This window comes from Rhodococcus sp. H-CA8f (assembly GCF_002501585.1).
Taxonomy (GTDB): Bacteria; Actinomycetota; Actinomycetes; order Mycobacteriales; family Mycobacteriaceae; genus Rhodococcus_F; species Rhodococcus_F erythropolis.
The window spans coordinates 854,417-871,463 of the sequence record NZ_CP023720.1 but is presented as its reverse complement, the minus strand read 5'-3'; the positions used below and the strand labels follow the sequence as shown (position 1 = coordinate 871,463).

General features: G+C 63.0%; 17 protein-coding genes. 7 read left to right on the top strand and 10 right to left on the bottom strand.

All coding sequences use genetic code 11. The features are described from left to right. On the bottom strand, positions 1–834 hold the full coding sequence (locus CPI83_RS04200) for an alpha/beta hydrolase (protein ID WP_097386835.1): 834 nt from the start codon (positions 832–834) through the stop codon (positions 1–3). A gap of 75 nt (positions 835–909) precedes the next feature. Here CPI83_RS04200 and CPI83_RS04195 point away from each other — a divergent pair, with 75 nt between their 5' ends. The 5 genes from CPI83_RS04195 (at position 910) to CPI83_RS04175 (ending at position 6,804) form a co-directional block, all read left to right on the top strand. Next, positions 910–1,389, top strand: coding sequence for a MarR family transcriptional regulator (locus CPI83_RS04195; RefSeq protein WP_097386834.1), 480 nt, complete (start codon positions 910–912; stop codon positions 1,387–1,389). After that, entirely contained in the window at positions 1,386–2,018 is a 633-nt protein-coding gene (locus tag CPI83_RS04190) for an allophanate hydrolase subunit 1 (RefSeq protein WP_097386833.1), read from the top strand. The genes CPI83_RS04195 and CPI83_RS04190 overlap by 4 nt, the downstream gene beginning before the upstream one ends. Continuing rightward, positions 2,015–2,878 carry a biotin-dependent carboxyltransferase family protein gene (locus CPI83_RS04185; protein ID WP_097386832.1) on the top strand — a complete coding sequence of 288 codons (864 nt, stop codon included), beginning with the start codon at positions 2,015–2,017 and terminating at the stop codon, positions 2,876–2,878. The genes CPI83_RS04190 and CPI83_RS04185 overlap by 4 nt, the downstream gene beginning before the upstream one ends. Before the next feature lie 47 nt (positions 2,879–2,925). Continuing rightward, the gene (locus CPI83_RS04180) at positions 2,926–4,476 is read left to right on the top strand and encodes a bifunctional 3'-5' exonuclease/DNA polymerase (RefSeq protein ID WP_097386831.1); all 1,551 of its coding nucleotides are present in this window, start codon (positions 2,926–2,928) and stop codon (positions 4,474–4,476) included. Between the two features lie 102 nt (positions 4,477–4,578). After that, entirely contained in the window at positions 4,579–6,804 is a 2,226-nt protein-coding gene (locus CPI83_RS04175) for an MMPL family transporter (protein WP_097386830.1), read from the top strand. A 3-nt stretch (positions 6,805–6,807) separates the two neighbouring features. Here CPI83_RS04175 and CPI83_RS04170 read toward each other — a convergent pair whose 3' ends face one another. Genes CPI83_RS04170 through CPI83_RS04155 form a run of 4 tightly spaced genes read right to left on the bottom strand, consistent with a single transcriptional unit; the run spans position 6,808 to position 9,287 of the window. Continuing rightward, positions 6,808–7,653, bottom strand: coding sequence for an AlkA N-terminal domain-containing protein (locus CPI83_RS04170; RefSeq protein WP_097386829.1), 846 nt, complete (start codon positions 7,651–7,653; stop codon positions 6,808–6,810). Continuing rightward, a complete protein-coding gene (locus CPI83_RS04165) occupies positions 7,650–8,249 on the bottom strand; it encodes a methylated-DNA--[protein]-cysteine S-methyltransferase (RefSeq protein WP_097386828.1) in 600 nt (199 codons plus the stop codon). The genes CPI83_RS04170 and CPI83_RS04165 overlap by 4 nt, the downstream gene beginning before the upstream one ends. Continuing rightward, positions 8,246–8,800, bottom strand: coding sequence for a sigma-70 family RNA polymerase sigma factor (locus CPI83_RS04160; protein WP_097386827.1), 555 nt, complete (start codon positions 8,798–8,800; stop codon positions 8,246–8,248). The genes CPI83_RS04165 and CPI83_RS04160 overlap by 4 nt, the downstream gene beginning before the upstream one ends. Then, positions 8,787–9,287 carry a methylated-DNA--[protein]-cysteine S-methyltransferase gene (locus CPI83_RS04155; RefSeq protein ID WP_019745441.1) on the bottom strand — a complete coding sequence of 167 codons (501 nt, stop codon included), beginning with the start codon at positions 9,285–9,287 and terminating at the stop codon, positions 8,787–8,789. Before CPI83_RS04155 ends, CPI83_RS04160 begins: the two co-directional genes overlap by 14 nt. Before the next feature lie 144 nt (positions 9,288–9,431). Between CPI83_RS04155 and CPI83_RS04150 the strand changes: the two genes are divergently transcribed. Continuing rightward, the gene (locus tag CPI83_RS04150) at positions 9,432–9,977 is read left to right on the top strand and encodes a hypothetical protein (protein ID WP_007729604.1); all 546 of its coding nucleotides are present in this window, start codon (positions 9,432–9,434) and stop codon (positions 9,975–9,977) included. A gap of 4 nt (positions 9,978–9,981) precedes the next feature. On the opposite strand, the gene CPI83_RS04145 is transcribed toward CPI83_RS04150, so the two are convergent. The 4 genes from CPI83_RS04145 to CPI83_RS04130 all read right to left on the bottom strand — a co-directional run bounded on the left by CPI83_RS04145 (position 9,982) and on the right by CPI83_RS04130 (position 14,803). Next, positions 9,982–10,719 carry an SDR family oxidoreductase gene (locus CPI83_RS04145; RefSeq protein WP_097386826.1) on the bottom strand — a complete coding sequence of 246 codons (738 nt, stop codon included), beginning with the start codon at positions 10,717–10,719 and terminating at the stop codon, positions 9,982–9,984. Then, on the bottom strand, positions 10,716–11,741 hold the full coding sequence (locus CPI83_RS04140; RefSeq protein WP_021345641.1) for a phosphotransferase family protein: 1,026 nt from the start codon (positions 11,739–11,741) through the stop codon (positions 10,716–10,718). The genes CPI83_RS04145 and CPI83_RS04140 overlap by 4 nt, the downstream gene beginning before the upstream one ends. Next, a complete protein-coding gene (locus CPI83_RS04135) occupies positions 11,738–12,949 on the bottom strand; it encodes an acyl-CoA dehydrogenase family protein (RefSeq protein ID WP_097388120.1) in 1,212 nt (403 codons plus the stop codon). The genes CPI83_RS04140 and CPI83_RS04135 overlap by 4 nt, the downstream gene beginning before the upstream one ends. 75 nt (positions 12,950–13,024) lie before the next feature. Continuing rightward, positions 13,025–14,803, bottom strand: coding sequence for an ABC transporter ATP-binding protein (locus CPI83_RS04130; RefSeq protein ID WP_084325467.1), 1,779 nt, complete (start codon positions 14,801–14,803; stop codon positions 13,025–13,027). 95 nt (positions 14,804–14,898) lie between these two features. Here CPI83_RS04130 and CPI83_RS04125 point away from each other — a divergent pair, with 95 nt between their 5' ends. Continuing rightward, entirely contained in the window at positions 14,899–15,486 is a 588-nt protein-coding gene (locus CPI83_RS04125; protein ID WP_019745447.1) for a TetR/AcrR family transcriptional regulator, read from the top strand. On the opposite strand, the gene CPI83_RS04120 is transcribed toward CPI83_RS04125, so the two are convergent. Beyond that, positions 15,421–16,956 carry a LuxR C-terminal-related transcriptional regulator gene (locus CPI83_RS04120; protein ID WP_021345644.1) on the bottom strand — a complete coding sequence of 512 codons (1,536 nt, stop codon included), beginning with the start codon at positions 16,954–16,956 and terminating at the stop codon, positions 15,421–15,423. The genes CPI83_RS04125 and CPI83_RS04120 overlap by 66 nt on opposite strands. Positions 16,957–17,047: the final 91 nt, after the last annotated feature.

Below are 17,047 nucleotides of genomic sequence, written 5' to 3'. Positions count from 1 at the left end.
CTAGCCCTCCAAGAAGTCGACGAGCACCCGGTTGAGTTCATCGGCGGGAACCATCGGAATACTGTGATGTGAAGCATCTTTCAGCACCTCGACACGTGCTGCGGGAATCCTCTCCCGCACCGACCTCGACACCGTTTCCGCATCATGCACCCGTCCGTCCTGTGCGAGGACCACCAGCAACTCGACATCCAGTGCGCTCAAGTCCTCTTTCGAAGGGCGTTGAGGCACTACGAGATCGGGTCGCGGTAGATCCGAAGTGCCCACTTCCACAAGAGACAGCCAGTCGGAGTCGATACTCGACTCACCCGTCTCCCACTCCAACAGTCGCTTTCGGCGTGCTCGCGACGGGGACAGCAACAGCGGAAGCGCACGCAGAAGGTAGCCCGCCTTCATGCCGGCGAAACTCGAATTAGGATCGAGCAGAACAAGTTTCCCGACACGATCCGGTCGATGCAGCGCAAAGGCCAACGCAATCATTGCGCCGTAGGAATGTCCGATCACATCGACGGTGTCGGCGCCGGTGCAATCGACTATCGAGTCCATCCACTCGATCAGATCGTCGACGGACTTCATCGGATCACCATTGGGAATGCTGAGTCCGGCATCGCCCAGGGTGTCGACGGCAAAAACACGCCGGGATTTCGACAGCGCCGCAACGTTGTCGAACCACACCGTCGAAGTGGCACCTCCCCCGGGCAGAAGGATCAACGGCCGCGAGTCTTCAGGTCCACAGACGTTCACATGCGTTCGGCCGAACCGGCCTGCGAGATCCACACCCAGCGGTTTTTGCGGCCATTTGGTCAGTACGGCGTCGTATGCGCGATTGAAGTCCATTCCCCACCCCCATTTTCTCTCGACTATCGAGATAGTAGACAATCGAGAGACAACACACCAGGGCTGGAGGCATCCATGAACGTCGGTGATGCAGAAGACGAAGCAATGGCGATCGTCCACTCGCTTCGCGCACTGACCGTCGACTTGAACGTGGCGGTTTCCGGCTTTGCGAACAAATACAAAATGCACTCCACCGACGTCCGCGCACTGATCTGTCTTCTCGATGCCGAGCGCTCGAACACATCGGCGACGCCAGGTTGGTTGGGCTCACAGCTCGGGATCAACTCGGCGTCGGTGACTGCACTGGTCGACCGGATGGTCAAAGCGGGCCACGTAGCTCGGGAGCGAGATTCGGAGGACCGCCGGCGAGTGATCTTGCAGGTCACACCATCGGCGGTCACTCTGGGCGAGAGCTTCTTCGGCCCCCTCATTTCACGGGCTGCGAGCACCGTCGGGAATTACACCGCGGCCGAGCGAGCCACCATCGCGAGTTTCATCGTGGCGATGCGAGCGGACGTGGAGCGGACTCGAATCGATCGGGAGCCCTCCCTGTGACTCGCATACTTCCCGCGGGAGAACGCGCATTTCTCGTAGACCTCGATTCCGAAGCTGACGTTCTCGCGTTCACCGAAGCACTGACGCGTAACACCCCGGTCGGGGTCGAAGACTTCCTCCCCGCAGCTCGCACGGTCCTGGTCACGTGCACCCCGGCCGCAGATCTCACGTACGTCCGGAAGTGCTTGAACGATCTCGAGCAAACCAATTCTGCCGCGACCACAGACGAGCATTCCGAGACGGATGCACTCACCATCGCCGTCAGGTACGACGGGCCCGACCTCGACGACGTCGCACAGTCACTCGGAATGAGCCGTTCCGAGGTGGTTGCGGCCCATACCGGGGCGATGTGGCGTTGCGCCTTCATCGGATTCGCACCCGGCTTCGCCTACCTGACTTCAGGCGACACTCGGCTCGACGTTCCACGTCGAACTCAGTCGCGAACCGCAGTGCCAGCCGGTTCCGTCGCCCTGGCCGCTGGATACAGCGCGATCTACCCGCGGGCATCGCCGGGTGGCTGGCAGATCATCGGGAGCACCGACGCCGTGATGTGGGACCTGAACTCAACGCCACCGGCCGCCGTTCAGCCCGGGTGCCGCGTGCGCTTCGTCAACGAGGACGACCGATGAGCGGTCTGGAGATACTCGACACCGGGCCGCTGAGCTTGATCCAGGACCTCGGACGGACCGGACACCTTCGCTCAGGCGTCGGGGTTTCCGGTGCTGCGGACAGGCGATCGCTCAAACTCGGCAACCGGCTCGTCGGCAACGACGAGAGCGCGGCAGGCGTCGAGGTCCTCCTGGGCGGATTGAGCATTCGAGCGCAGCAACAGGCAACGATCGCGTTCACCGGGGCGCCCGCACAGGCCTACCGCGACGGCATTCCGGTCGGGCATTCGAGCGTGATCGCTCTCGACGTCGGTCAGACCGTCCGCCTCGACTACGCACCGAGTGGCCTGCGGACGTATCTGACCGTCCGGGGCGGCATTGTGGTTCCCGAGATCCTGGGATCGCGCAGCACCGACACCATGTCCGGGATAGGTCCGGCGCCTCTCGAGCCCAAGGTTGTTCTCCCGATCGGGCCTTCGCCGACCGCGTTCTCGCTCGTCGACCTTGCACCAGTTCCACCGATGACAAACGAGACTCTCGAGATTCGAGTCGTATTCGGGCCGCGCGCAGATCGATTCACCAACCCCGAATCGCTCCTGCGGGGGCAGTGGGCGGTCTCCACCGATTCGGACCGAATCGGGGCGCGACTCGATCGTGTCGGCACCGACGAACTGCTGCAACAAACGAATGACGCCGAACTCCCCACCGAAGGCGTAGCGCTCGGATCGATCCAGATCCCACCCAGCGGCCAACCTGTCGTGTTCCTCACCGATCACCCGATCACCGGCGGGTATCCGGTGGTCGGAGTGGTCGCGGACGCAGATATCGACCGACTCGGCCAAGCCCGCCCGGGTCAGCACATCCGGTTCGTCGGGGCCTGAGCAGCGCCGAGCGATGGCGTGTCGGACCCTGCCGTCACACTGATGTCGTGCGAGTTGTCCTGGTCCCCGGTAGTACGACGTCCACGGGAGCTGTGACGGCAACTGTCCTACGGACCGACCCCGGTGGAACGCCGCTCGCCGATCCCGTCGAATACCCCGACCTGATCGCAGCGGTGCGCACCATCGAGGAAGCCGAGCACCCGCGGTGGGTGTGGCCGAGTACGGCGACCGTGTACCCACCGCTACTGCGGGCAGGCGTACGGGTTCAGCGGTGCCACGACATCTCCCTGACCCGCGCGATACTCGGAATGCGCGTCGGCAAACCGTCACCGTCTGCCGAGGAGTTCGACGACGATCGACTCGGACTCTTCGACACTGCACCCGTTCTCGATCCTCTCGCCGTCGCCACCGAATTCGCCGATCAGCGCGCAACCATCGGCACGGACGCTCGACTGGACTTGTTGATCGCAGCAGAATCGGCCGGCGCTCTCAGCGCCGCCGAGATGACGCACACGGGCCTGCCGTTCTCGACGCAGAAGCACCGCGAACTCCTCGAAGAACGACTGGGGCCGCGGCCGACGGGATACGACCTCCCCGCACGCATGCAGGAACTTGCCGCCCAGATCAGCGAGGTCTTCGGGCGCACCGTCAATCCTTCGTCTTCGGTGGAGATCACCGAGGCGTTCGGGCGTCAGGGCATCGAACTACCGTCGACGCGCAAGTGGTTTCTGCAGGAAATCGATCATCCGGCTGTGCCGCTGCTCCTACGTCACCGCGAACTCGCCAAGCTGTACAGCACCAACGGTTGGCAATGGATGGACAGTTGGGTGCGGGGCGATCGATTCCGCCCGATCTACGTTCCCGGTGGTGTCGTGTCCGGCAGGTGGGCGAGCCGGGGCGGCGGGGCCCTCCAGATTCCTAAGACCATGCGCTCGAGCGTCGTCGCAGATCCGGGCCACGTGTTCGTCGTCGCCGACGCCGGTCAGCTCGAACCCCGAATTCTGGCCGCCATGTCCGGCGACCGCCGCATGATGGCTGCCGCCGGCGACGACGATCTGTACGCACTTGTCGGTGCCGAAGCCTTCGGCGGGGATCGCGCAAAAGCCAAGGTCGCAATCCTCGGAGTCCTGTACGGGGCGACGGCGGGTGAAGCCAAAGCACTGCTCATCTTGTTGCGGAAGCGATTCCCGGTCGCCGTCGAGTACGTCGAGCAAGCTGCCAAGGCAGGTGAGCGCGGCGAGGTGGTGAAGTCACTGCTCGGCCGGGCCTGTCCCCCACCGTCTCCCGACTTCTACTCCCACGGCGACGCTCATGCCCGCGGTCGTTTCACGCGAAACTTCGTCGTTCAGGCCACTGCGTCCGAGTGGGCGTTGTGCCTGCTCGCCGACCTCAGGCGCCGCCTCGCCGAAGATCCGGACGGCGAGTTGGTCTTCTTCCAGCACGACGAAGTGGTCGTGCATACCCGAAACCCCGAGTCAGGTGCCGCCCACGTGCTGGCCGCCGCGGCTTCGGCAACTCGATTGTTGTTCGGCGACACAGTCGTTCGTTTTCCCATGGACGTCGCAGCCCGCGAGACTTACGGCAAAAGCACTTCGTAGCGTCGTCAATTCCACTCCAAGTGGTTCCACCGCGCCCGTATTGCGTGTTCTACTGGAAAATGTTGCTTTGTTGGTGCTGGTCGACTGTGTTCGAGGAGAACCATGACCAAGCTGGATACAACTGATGCAGAACGGAACGAGCGCGGAACGGTCAAACGCCTTCGCGTGCCGATCTTCACCGTGATCGCGCTTGCAATCTTTGCCTTCGTCGCAGGCGGATTCGGCGGTTCTTTCCAGGGCAAACTCGCCGAGGTTCAAAAGAACGACAACGCCTCGTACCTCCCGAGTTCCGCCGAATCGACAATCGTCAGCAACCAATCCGCGAACTTCCTCGCAGTCGAGACGATCCCTGGATTTGTTCTGTTCCATCGAGATTCGGCCCTCACCGAGGCGGACAAATCTGCAATCAACTCGGCCTACGGCGCCATTGCCGGCATCTCCGGGGTAGACGCCGACGGTATGCAGCCCACTCAGTACTCCGCCGACGGCACAACTGCGTCGATCTTCGTGCCACTCGTCGCCAAAGACGGAGACACATCCGTGGCAGGCGATGTCCTGGCGACCACCGAGCAGAACGTCATCGACGCAGCAAAACAAGCAGCTGGTGATGTCGAGGTACTCCCAGCCGGGCCAGGTGGGCTACTCGTTGCGTTCATCGACGCCTTTGCCGGTCTGGACGGAGCGCTCCTTGGCGCGGCACTCCTGGTCGTGATCCTCATCCTGCTTGTCGTGTACCGATCGCCGGTGTTGTGGTTCTTCCCGCTGTTCTCCGCGCTCCTCGCCATCGGCTTGTCGTCGATGGTGATCTATTTCCTCGCGAAAGCCGAATTACTCACTCTGACCGGACAATCTCAAGGCATCCTTTTCGTGTTGGTGATCGGTGCCGGTACCGACTACGCCCTACTCTTGATCTCTCGCTATCGCGAAGAACTACACACGTATCCCAACCGCTTCGACGCGATGATCAAGGCCTGGCGCGAGTCTGCGCCGGCCATCACCGCTTCGGCTGTCACCGTCATTCTCGGTCTGCTCTGCCTGACGTTCTCTCAACTCAACTCCAACAAGAGCCTCGGACCCGTCGCCGCCATCGGGATCGCCTGCACCTATCTGGTGATGATGACGTTCATGCCGGTCGCTCTGGCCGCCACCGGACGGTGGGTCTTCTGGCCGCGCAAGCCCAAGGTCGATCACGCCGCAGACCTTACGACGCACGGGATGTGGGGCAAGATCGCCGAGGCCGTCGGCAGCAAGGACCGCCCACTGTGGATCGGCGCCACAGTCTTGTTGATCATCCTGTTCGCGGCCGGGATCGGCAGTCTCAAAACCGATGGCCTGACATCCACCGAAAGCTTCACCAATCGTCCCGACGCCGTTGTCGGACAGGAACTCTACGACTCGAAGTTCGATCCCGGAGCCGGCGCACCGGCCGTGATCACCGCAAACGCCGACCAGGCCGACGCCGTCATCAAAGCAGCCAGCGGCGTCGAAGGTATCTCGCAGGATCCCGGCGCCGTCTGCACCCAGGTGGACGTCGCAAAGGTCAGCGAGCTGATCAAGACCAACCCCGCTGCCGTCGCACAAGCCGCCGCTGCGGGTTGCGCCCCTGCGGCTTTCACCGTTGCACCGATCGACGGCCGAACCATGATCAATGCAACCCTCGCCGACTCTTACGATTCGCCGCAGGCACTCGAAACTGTCAAGCGACTGCGGAGTGTCGTCCACGACGTGCCCGGCGCCGACGCGCTCGTCGGCGGCAGCACGGCCACCACCCTCGATGTCCAGGCGGCCTCGGTCCGCGACAGAAACCTGATCATCCCGATCGTGTTGGTGGTGATCTTCCTGGTCTTGGCCGCTTTGCTCCGTGCTCTGCTGATCCCGGTGATTCTCATTGTCACCGTGGTGCTTTCCTTCGCGGCGACGCTCGGTGTGAGCGGATTCTTCTTCACACACGTATTCGGGTTCGCCGGGGCGGATCAATCGTTCCCACTGTTCGCCTTCGTGTTTCTGGTCGCTCTGGGTATCGACTACAACATCTTCCTGATGACCCGTGTGCGAGAGGAGACCGGAGAATTCGGCACCCGCGCAGGTGTCCTGCGCGGTCTTGCGGTCACCGGGGGTGTGATCACCTCAGCCGGAATCGTCTTGGCCGCAACATTTGCCGTACTGGGCATCCTGCCGCTGGTCTTCCTCGCCGAGATCGGATTTGCCGTGGCCTTCGGTGTGCTGCTCGATACGATCATCGTGCGCAGTGTCCTGGTGCCTGCGCTCTCTCACGACATCGGGAAACGTATATGGTGGCCGTCCGAACTGGCCCGCGCGAAAGATTGACCACTACAGAAACGCTTCCTTGGTCCACAGATGAAAGAGTGCGTACGCTCGCCAGGGTCGCCAGCGCTCGGACAACGCTGCGGCTTCTTTGCCCGACGAGACCCCCAACGCTCGCTTCAACACCAGATCGTCGGGTACGAAGGCGTCGCGATCACCGAGAATTCGAACAGTGAGATAGTCAGCGGTCCACGGTCCGATTCCCGGTAGCGCCAACAACTCTTGTCGAAATTGGACAGGATCCGCATCCCAGGAGAGATCGAGACCGTTCGCTGCCGCAGTTGCCAACGTGTGCACTGTTCTTGCGCGCACTGTGGTCAATCCGACGGCTTTCTGTATGTCCTCCGGCGATTGCGCTGCAACCGCGTCCGGATCAGGGAAGGCAAGAAACTCCCCTTCCACCGGCGCTCCGAATGCGCTGACAAAACGACCACCGAACGTCCTCGCTGCGGCGAGCGAAACCTGTTGCCCCAGAACGGTGAGCACTGCGGTCTCGAAACCGTCCACCGAGCCGAGCACCCGCAATCCTGGACGGGCGGCAACGAGTGGGGCCAACAACTCATCGCTACCGAACGCTGCTTCGACAGCAGTGTGATCGGCGTCGAGGTCGAGCCAACGACGCACGATCACCTCCAGCACTGCGGAATCCTCCGCCGGCACATCGGAATCCATGACGACACCGTCGTCTGTCCACGACACCGACACAACTACCGGGCCGGAAGGCAACGGTACGACTCTGGTGTGAACACCGTCGTCGTGACGCTCGAGGCCTGCGACGCAGTGAGCCCGCAGGGCACCGGTGAGCGGTTCGACTGCGTAGGGTGCCTGAAAGCGCAGCGTCACTGCGCTCACCGGCCGGCTTCCAGATCCAGCAGAATCGCTTTCAGTTCGGGGCCGCCGGCGTACTGCCCGAGGCTGCCGTCGCTGCGCACCACCCGGTGACACGGGACCACCAACGGCAGCGGATTCTTTGCGCATGCGGTCCCCACGGCACGCACGGCACGTGGGCTTCCCGACGCTGCTGCGACCACCGAATAGCTTGCAGTGTGGCCGTATTCGATCTCGGGGAGATGACGCAACACTTCGCGTCGGAACCCCTTCGCGAGTTGGAAGTCCAAGCGCAGATCGAATTCTCGACGCGCACCGGCAAAGTACTCGTCCAACTCGCGAGCGACAGTGTCCAGCCTGCGCGGGTAATGAAGCACACGGGGGCTGACGGTGTCGGCCAATCGTTCCAGAACGAGGTCGTGCCCTTCGACGGCAAAGGCAACCCGCACCAGGCCGACATCGGTCGCCGCCAGGAGCAGCTTTCCGACCGGCGAATCGACGGTTCGATATGCCACGTCGATCAATTCAGCTTCGGACGCCTGCGCAGCCAGGCGCGCCCGTAGGCGGATCATGTCGTCAGCGTCAACGGCTGGAAGTGCCTCGAACACATCGTTACTCATGAGTGACTCCCTTCCGTAGCGGTAGCGGACAAGTAGGTTCTTCGTAGTGTGGCGATACCGTCGGCACCCGCGCGTCTGGCGGCTGCCGGGGTGTTGCCGAGGATGTCCGCGATCTCTGCGTACGGCAGCCCACCCAGAAAGTGATAGGCGACTGCCGCACGTTGTTTGAGCGGTAGCTGTTCGAGTGCGTCCCAGAGTTCGTGATCCCACGTTCCGGGTACGCCGATTCGCGTCGGCAACTCCGGAACCTCGTCTGTCGGCACGGCCACGCGGGCGCGCACTCGGGTGATGTCGATTGCCTTGCGGTGCGCGATGGTCACCAGCCAGGCTTCGATGTTCGCGTCCGGATTCAGATCCGGATATGCCCGCATCGCTGCGATGAACGTCTCGGACCACGCGTCCTCGGCGTCGACGGGACCGACCACCGCACGGCAGACACGGAGGACCACTGCACCGTATTCGGTCACGACGTCTTCGAACGGTTTGAGTCTCACGATCGGTAGACGTTCCCGATCACCGAATTGTGAGCCGAGCGCATCAGAAGAGGACATCCGATTCGCCGCCGTGCTCGCGGTCGAGCAGGAACCGCTTGCGTTCGAGGCCGCCGGCGAAACCGGTCAGACTTCCGTCGCTACCGACCACACGATGGCAGGGAACGATGATGCTGATCGGATTCTTGCCGTTTGCCGCGGCGGCGGCACGGATCGCAAGCGGGTTACCCAAAGTTTGCGCGAGCTCCATGTATGTCCAGGTTTCGCCGTACGGGATCGTTCGCAAGGTATCCCACACCCGCTTCTGGAACTCGGTACCCACGGGCGCCAGCGGCACGGAGAACTCCGTGCGATCACCCTCGAAGTACTCGGTGAGCTGCGATTCGACTTCACCGAAGACCGCCGCGGAACGATCACCGAACGTGGACTCGTCCGGCTTGTGGCGATGCTCCGCCATGTACAGCCCGCAGAGGTCGTCACCTGCTGCTACCAGCGTCAACGCCCCGATCGGCGAGTCGATCACGGTGTGCGTACGGATAGCCGTCATGTCTCGATCCTTCCAGGTTGCGCGGTGCAGCAGGCAGCGGGTGAATTGATTGTCCGTGCCGGCACCGACACCTCGAAGACGCCGCTGGCCTCGTGAATGTGAGATTTACCTGTACTTTGACGTCACATCAGGCAGTATCGAGGGATGGCTCTAGTTTTGCCCGGCAGCTCCACCGTCGTCCGCTCCGTCGGCGACGTGGTGCACTGGTCCCTGTCCACGGTCGCTTTTGCGGTCACCCTGCCCACTCGACTCGAGGCGCTCCTCTTCTCGGTCGAGAGGTTGGTGGCACGCATCAACCAGATCGCCGACAACGCCGACCGCGTCGTCATCGGAGCCGCCGCCGTGACCGTTCGAGCTGAGACGCTGGTCGAGGCCGTCGAGCAGACCTCGGACATCGCGGGACAACTCCTCGAGATCTACGAGCCCATCGCCCTACAGCTCGCGCCGTTGGCCGCCAGGTTCGCCGACGACCTTTCCGAGGCAGAGGTCAGCGCCGCGATCAAGCTGATCGACCAACTACCGGAGCTCACCGACCGGGTGGCCGCGGTGCTGCCCATCCTCGGAACCCTCGACTCCGTCTCACCCGAGATCCACGAACTCCTCGGAGTGGTCAAGGACCTGCGGCAGGCGATCGTCGGAGTGCCTGGCTTTCACTTCTTTCGCAAGCGGGGCGAAGCCAAGCTGGATTGAAATTTCAGGCGGAGTAGCCGTTGGTCCCAGCACGCGTCATGACGACCTTCAGAACCACCGCTCGAGACGAGAGCTTGAGCAGACCGTCCACCAACTCCACGATGTCGTCGACCTTGATCATGGTGTCCGGTGTGATCCGATCGTGCGTCCACGCCGACATGTCGGTATCGACGTAACCGGGAGCGATGGCCGTCGCACTGACGCCGTTTCCGGATTCCTCGGCGTTGAGTGCCTCGACCATCGAAATCAGCGCAGCTTTGGTGGCTCCGTAGACGGCCAGCCCGCTCTCGGCATACACACCGGCCATCGAGGCGAGAGCGATCACCTTTGCTCCGCCGGCGAGGTCCGCGTCCGCCGCTGTACGCAGGAGCGGCAGCGACGCTTGCAATAGTGCGAACGGTGTCCGGAGATTGACGGCAACGGTCTTGTCGAAACGTCGCATGGGGTAGTCAGCCACTCGCCCACTGGTTCCCACTCCGGCGTTGAGGACGAGGGCTCGCATGGAGCCGAACCGCTCGCCGTGCGTGGCTACGAGTGCTGCGGCGAAGTTCTCGTCCGCCATGTCGCCGGCCGAGACGACGACGTCCGGCGATCCGGCGCGCGTAAGTTCTTCGGCGACAACGGCGAGCCGTTCGGCATCACGCGCCGTGATGGTCAGCCCGTACCCTTGCGAAGCCAAGCGTGTTGCGATGCCGAGCCCGATTCCCTTGGAGGCGCCGGTGACCAGTGCTGATCGAGTCATTCGAATTTCCCTTGCAGTGCGTTGAGTCCGGCCGAGATCAGTTCCGGCACAGAAGATCCAGCCTTGTCGAATCCCCCGCCGACGGTGGCTCCTGCTCGGAATCGGTGATCGATGCCCTGCGCCACGACTGCGAGTTTGAAGAACCCGAGCGCCATGTAGAAGTTCCAATGCGCCAGTTCACGACCCGAAACGGACGAATACCGTTGCGCCAGATCGACAACGGACGGTAGCGACGGGCTCGTCCACGCAGCAGGCTCACCCAGAACCAGATCCAGCGCGGGATGCCGATAGACGCACATCATCGCGATGTCCGCCAGCGGATCTCCCAGCGTCGACAGTTCCCAGTCCACCACTGCGGCAACCTTGGTGACGTCGTTCGCCGCGAGAATCGTGTTGTCGATCCGGTAGTCGCCGTGCACGATCGACGAGGCCGATTCAGCCGGAATCAATTCCGCGAGGCTCGACGCCAACCTGTCCACATCGGCCGAGTCCTCGGTCTTGACGCGTGACCATTGACCGGCCCACAACTTCACCTGGCGGGCTACGTAACCGTCGGGTCGGCCGAGTTCGCCGAGACCCACTGCGTTGTAGTCGACGTCGTGCAGGGCAGCGAGAACACGCACCAACTCGTCGGTGCACTGCGTGACCAGCTCTGCCGGAACAGCTTCCAACTCGGTTTTGGTCCGGATCACTTGACCGGTGACGAACTCGACCACCGTGAACGACGCACCCATCACCGAGGCGTCCTCGCACAGCACGACGGTCGGCGCGACCGGCACGGCAGTGTTCTGCAACGCCGAGGTGATTCGGAACTCGCGCGCAACGTCGTGCGCCGAAGGCGTCAGGCCGGCCGTGGGTGGACGACGCAGAATCCACTTCGAGTTGTCGTCGAAGATTCCGTAGGTGAGATTGGATTTGCCGCCTGAAATCAGTTCGGCTCGCAACTCACCGCTCACCTCGACGCCTGCGGCTTGCAGATACTTGTGGAGCGCCGCGAGATCGAGTCCTGGGAAGTCCGTCACTTCGACTCCTCCCGAGCAGCGCGCTTTGCGGCGCCGACAACACGTTTCGCAATTGCCCAGCGATGAACCTCGGACGGACCGTCGTAAACGCGGAAGGGACGCACTTCGCGGGACAACCGTGCCAGCGGCAGATCGCCGGACACGCCTATTCCGCCACACATCTGAATGGAGCGGTCGACGATCCGGAAGATCGCCTCGGCCGCGTAGGTCTTGGCGATGGACGTCGCGTTGCTCGCGTGCCCGCCCTGATCGAGTTCGAAGCAGGCCTGCACCAGAAGTGCGCGACTGGCTGCGATGTCGATCTCGTTGTCGGCGACCATCTTCTGGATCATTCCGAGATCACCGAGTTTCGAGCCGAAGCCTTCTCGTTCGGCAACCCTGGCCACGGCGACGTCGTGGCCGCGGCGTGCTGCACCGAGCCAGCGCATCACGTGCGTCATGCGGGCGGGACCGAGACGAACCTGCGCGTAGGCGAATCCCTGATCGACCTCACCGAGAACGGCCTCGTCGGGAACGAAGAGATCCTCGAACGTGACCTCGCAGTGCCCGCCGATCATGGCCTTGTCGAGGGTGTCGATGTGTCGACCCACGATGAGACCCGCTGTGTCCGTCGGCGTCAGGAACATGGTCGCTCCGCCGCGCTGCCCGGGCTCGCCGGAGGTGCGCGCCATGATGATGAAGAATCCGGCGCCGTCGGCGCCGGTGATGAACCATTTCTTACCGTTGATCTTCCAGCCACCGGGGACTTTCTCGGCGCGGGTGTTCAAAGCCGAGGGATCGGATCCCGCTCCCGGCGCGGGTTCGGTCATGGCGAATGCCGACCGCATGTCCCCGCTTGCGAGCGGCGCGAGGAACTGCTGCTTCTGTGCTTCGTTCGCGACGTGGGCCAGCATGTGAACATTGCCCTCGTCCGGCGCAGCGATGTTGAGCGCCGTCGGCCCGAAGAGCGAGTAGCCGGCTTCCTCGAAAACAGGCGCGCGATCACTCATGTTGAGTCCGTGGCCGCCGTACTCGATCGGTGCATGCGGTGCGAAGACACCGGCTTCTTTTGCTGCCGCCTGCATCTCGATGCGGATGGCATCGCCACCCGCGACGGCGATGTCACCGGCGTGTTCGTCTTCGATGGGGAGCACTACGTTGCGCGTGAAGTCGCGCGTCTTCTCGATCAGCGCCACCACCTCGGGCGCGTACGTCAGATCGATTGCCACCAGCCACCTCCGAAAGAACTTCCCGACCGAGCGATCGCTCGGTAACAGCACTCTCGCACATGCCGATGCGCCGGGTCAACAATCTTCGAGCATCGCCTCGCCCTGATCGAGCCGGCCGGCAACCACCATGTCGCGGTACAGATCGTCCTTGTCCATGAGCTCGTCATGGTTGCCGATGTTGCGGATCCGACCGTCTTCCATGACCACGATCCAGTCGGCGTCACGCACCGTTGAGAGCCGGTGAGCGATAGTCACCACGGCCCCGGTACGTGCACGTTCGTTGATCGCGTCGACAATCGCGGCTTCGGTGAGTGTGTCGACCTGGGCAGTGGCTTCGTCGAGCAGAAGCAAAGCACTCGGTCGCAGAACTGCGCGTGCCATCGCGATCCGCTGACGTTGGCCGCCCGACAGCGAGGTGGCCGTCAGAGCGGTGTCGAGTCCGTTCGGCAGGGCCTCGATCGCGTCGTCGAGGCGGAGCAGGCGCAGAACGGCCTGGACTTCTTCGTCCGTCGCGTCGGGATGGCTGAAGACGACGTTCTCCCGAATCGTTCCGGGCACCACCGGTGTCTCTTGCTCCACGTACGCGAGACTCTCGCGCACAGCGCGGTGATCGAGCGCGTCGTAACCGACTCCATGCAGGAGAACCTCACCCGATCGCGGTTCGACAAATCGCAGCACAGTCGAGAGCAAGGTCGTCTTTCCGGCACCCGACGGGCCGACGATGGCCATGTGCCCACGCGTCGGAATGACCAGCGAGACATCGCGCAACGCCGGCTGGCTCGACCCGTGGTAACTCACGGTGACGTCGCGCAACTCGATCAGCGGCGCGGCAGCATTTGTTTTCGCGACCACGTCCACGACCTCGTCGTACTGCTCGGTGGGCAACGACTGCATCTCGCGAATCCGGATAGCTGCCGCGATTCCCGACTGAACGGAAGTCACGTTCTGCGCAAGCTCCGACACCGGCCCCATCAGGGTGAAGGCGTAGAGCAGAAACGCGATGAGCGTCGAGACTGCCATTTCGCCGTCGGCGACTCGCCAGGCACCGAAGCCCAGGATGGCAATGATCGATCCCTGAATGGCGGTCCACGCGACAGTCCACGCGGTTGCCGACACTCGAACCGCCGTGATCGCATGCTTTTTCGCATCGGACGCATTGGTCGTCACCAGAGCGCCGACGCGATCCTCGGCGAGGGAAACCTTGACCGTCCGGATCGCACGCAAGCCACCCTCGAGTACGCCGCCGAGCTGACCGAGCGATTCCTGGGTTCGCGCTTCGGCTGCGGAAATCCGAGGCATCAGAACGGCAAAGAGTATGGAGGCGAACACGATTGCCACCATGGTGACCCCCAACAACGGCAGATCCAGAACGCCCATCAGAACAATCGTTCCGATGGTCAACGCGGCTGCGTTCAGAATATTCACCGCGGCCGACGACGCCGCCTCCCGCAGCAGCAAGGTGTCCGACGTGACCCGGGTGACCAATTCACCCACGGATCGCGATTGCAGCGAAGGTACGGTCGCCGCCAGGAATCGCCTCACCAGCGAAGACCTGGCGTCGAAGACAACCTTCTCGGCGGCGGTTCCGAGAACGATCCACTGAGCACAACCGAGCACAGCACCGACGATCAGAAGGACGACGAGCGTGAGGATCGGTCCCTTCAGCGACGCACCGGTATCGAGGGTGTCGAGAACCCACTTGGTGACCATCGGCGTTGCCAGCGTCGCCGCCGAGCCGCACAGCGCCAGTACCAATCCGAGGAGGAGCGACGGCAGATGCGGTCGAGCGAACTCCGAGAGGACGCGGAGATTGCTCCATTTCGGTGCGGGCTGAGAAGCGTCGGATTCAAGCATGAATTTATGGAACACGAATGTTCCATAAAGGGCAAGAGAAATTCCGATTCGGAAACACTGGATACCGAAACCGGACACGGCTACGCTTCGAATTCGTGACAACGATCCACAGCGCACCAGAACAAAGCGCGACCCGCGAGCGCACACGGAAGGCCATCCTCGATGCTGCCGTTTCGGTGTTCGCATCCAAGCCTGCTGCGACCCTCAGCGAGATCGCTTCGGCCGCGAAGGTCGGCCGGACCACTTTGCACCGCTACTTTCCCGAACGATCCGACCTGGTCGACGCAGTCGCGGCCGAGGCCACTCGCGCCGTCGGTGAGGCCGCAGCAGCGGCGCGACTCGGTGAGGGCACCGGAGCCGAGGCACTGGTTCGCCTCTGCCACGAATACTTCGAACTGGCCGACCTTTTGACGGTCCTGTTCTTCACTCCCGGCGTCTATCAAGAAGATTCGTTTGCCGAGTCCGCGTCGAACGACGACGGAGTCACCGACGCCATCGAACGCGGACACTCCGACGGGTCCATCGACCCCGACATGGGTTCGGACTGGGTGCAGAACCTACTGTGGTCACTGCTTTACACGTCGATGGACTACGTGAACCGCGGTTCCGGGACTCGACTACAAGCCTTGGATCTGACGGTTCGCAGCCTCCGTCGCGGAATCGCCCCCGATCCCGCGGTCTAGGTTGTCGGCTGCTTGAACAGCGGCACGCCGCTTGGCCACACCTAATTTGCGGTAAATCGAGCGAATGTGAGTCTTCACAGTGGGATAGGCGATGCCGAGGTGCGCAGCGATCTCGTCTGCAGTCATCGTGGTGCGCAGAAAAGTGAGAATCTCGTTCTCGCGTTCGGTCAGGACTCCGGCGAGCTGGGCAGAGAGCCGGCTCCGTTTTTCCAGAATCGTGCGCAGGAGGTCCTGGTGTCTCGACCCCTGTATTGCGTGCGCGTTCAAGAGATCGACAATTACCGGATCGCCGCTGAGAAAGGGGGCGAGGATCTGCTCCGGGATTGCCTCAGCCAGCGCACGATCCAGCTGCTCGTGCGCCTGCGGCCCACGCCCTGCGACGGAGCTCAGCGCTGCAGAGGTGACAAGTGTGCTCACCAGCGCATATCGCGGCAGCGCGGCCGAGCTTGCCAACCGAAGCGCCTGCGCCGACGGTTCCGGATCCCCCAAGACTCGATAGAGCTCGGCGAGCAGCGCGTGAGCGACCGCAGCACCTGTTCTGGTCAGCGTGGGCTTCGCGATGCGGCGCGCTTGCTCGTCCTGCCCCTGAGCGTGGGCGAGCCAGGCCGTGGTGACGCGCCGCAGCGTATCCCAAGGAATGCCGTGCTTGTCCGCAGTGCTCACGCCTCGCAGCAGCCGAGCGGCGTTGTGGTACCGGTCTTTCCGGTTCAGAGCGATCAGGCTCATCACCAGGTACAGACGGGCGAGCGCCTCGAAGTTGGTTCCGGGACTGCCCTCCACGATTATCGAGTCGAACTGAGCGATCGCTTCCTCGAAGTCGCCACGCCAATAGGCGATGCACCCTCGATTCGACTGTGGGAGTCCACCTTCGAAGCGTTCCCAGTCGGATGCAACCTCTCGGGCAGGAAGGCCGTCGAGGATCTGTTCGGCTTCGGTGAACACTCCCGCGTGGGTGAGTGCAAAAGCCAAATTGGATTGCGCGAGACGCAACGTCTCCGCACGCGACTGCAACCGCGCTTCATCGCCGGCGGAGCGAAGTAGCGCGATGGCGCGAGGTAGATCACGACGAAGCCTGATCTCGGTCCACCCGAGGAGGAAAAGTGCGGACGGGTAATCGTCCTCGGGCTCGCACTGGGCGAGGGCGTGACGCGCGCGATCGGCGATGACGGCCTTGGTCGAGGTGTCCGGAGCGAGCAGTAGGTCGGTGAAACAGACGACAAAATCGTCGGACGCGACCCGTAGACCCTGCCCGCGTAGAAACTCCGCGCCGTACGGATCGCCGCTGAGGTCGCGGCAGCACGCCCGTATCAGCAGGATGTGTGGATCGTGCGGATCGGGATGCGCAAGGCAGAGTTGCTCGAGTTCCCTGGTATGAGATTCGAGAATCAGACGGAGCCAGTTCTTCCGCAGGACGCGTCGAGCCTGCTCCGCCTCACCGGAGGCAAGTGCGTCACGCACGGCTTCGATCATGTGTCGAAGATACTCGAGACGTTCGACGGCCGTGGAAATCCCGTCTCATCCGCTTCGGATGAGACAGCGATCGAAGCATGCGGAAACCGGT

What these genes read in the sequence shown, in the direction of transcription:
- CPI83_RS04200 (WP_097386835.1), bottom strand. Translation starts at nt 834, where the DNA reads ATGGACTTCAATCGCGCATACGACGCCGTACTGACCAAATGGCCGCAA.
- CPI83_RS04195 (WP_097386834.1), top strand. Translation starts at nt 910, where the DNA reads ATGAACGTCGGTGATGCAGAAGACGAAGCAATGGCGATCGTCCACTCG.
- CPI83_RS04185 (WP_097386832.1), top strand. Translation starts at nt 2,015, where the DNA reads ATGAGCGGTCTGGAGATACTCGACACCGGGCCGCTGAGCTTGATCCAG.
- CPI83_RS04175 (WP_097386830.1), top strand. Translation starts at nt 4,579, where the DNA reads ATGACCAAGCTGGATACAACTGATGCAGAACGGAACGAGCGCGGAACG.
- CPI83_RS04165 (WP_097386828.1), bottom strand. Translation starts at nt 8,249, where the DNA reads ATGAGTAACGATGTGTTCGAGGCACTTCCAGCCGTTGACGCTGACGAC.
- CPI83_RS04160 (WP_097386827.1), bottom strand. Translation starts at nt 8,800, where the DNA reads ATGTCCTCTTCTGATGCGCTCGGCTCACAATTCGGTGATCGGGAACGT.
- CPI83_RS04155 (WP_019745441.1), bottom strand. Translation starts at nt 9,287, where the DNA reads ATGACGGCTATCCGTACGCACACCGTGATCGACTCGCCGATCGGGGCG.
- CPI83_RS04150 (WP_007729604.1), top strand. Translation starts at nt 9,432, where the DNA reads ATGGCTCTAGTTTTGCCCGGCAGCTCCACCGTCGTCCGCTCCGTCGGC.
- CPI83_RS04145 (WP_097386826.1), bottom strand. Translation starts at nt 10,719, where the DNA reads ATGACTCGATCAGCACTGGTCACCGGCGCCTCCAAGGGAATCGGGCTC.
- CPI83_RS04130 (WP_084325467.1), bottom strand. Translation starts at nt 14,803, where the DNA reads ATGCTTGAATCCGACGCTTCTCAGCCCGCACCGAAATGGAGCAATCTC.
- CPI83_RS04120 (WP_021345644.1), bottom strand. Translation starts at nt 16,956, where the DNA reads ATGATCGAAGCCGTGCGTGACGCACTTGCCTCCGGTGAGGCGGAGCAG.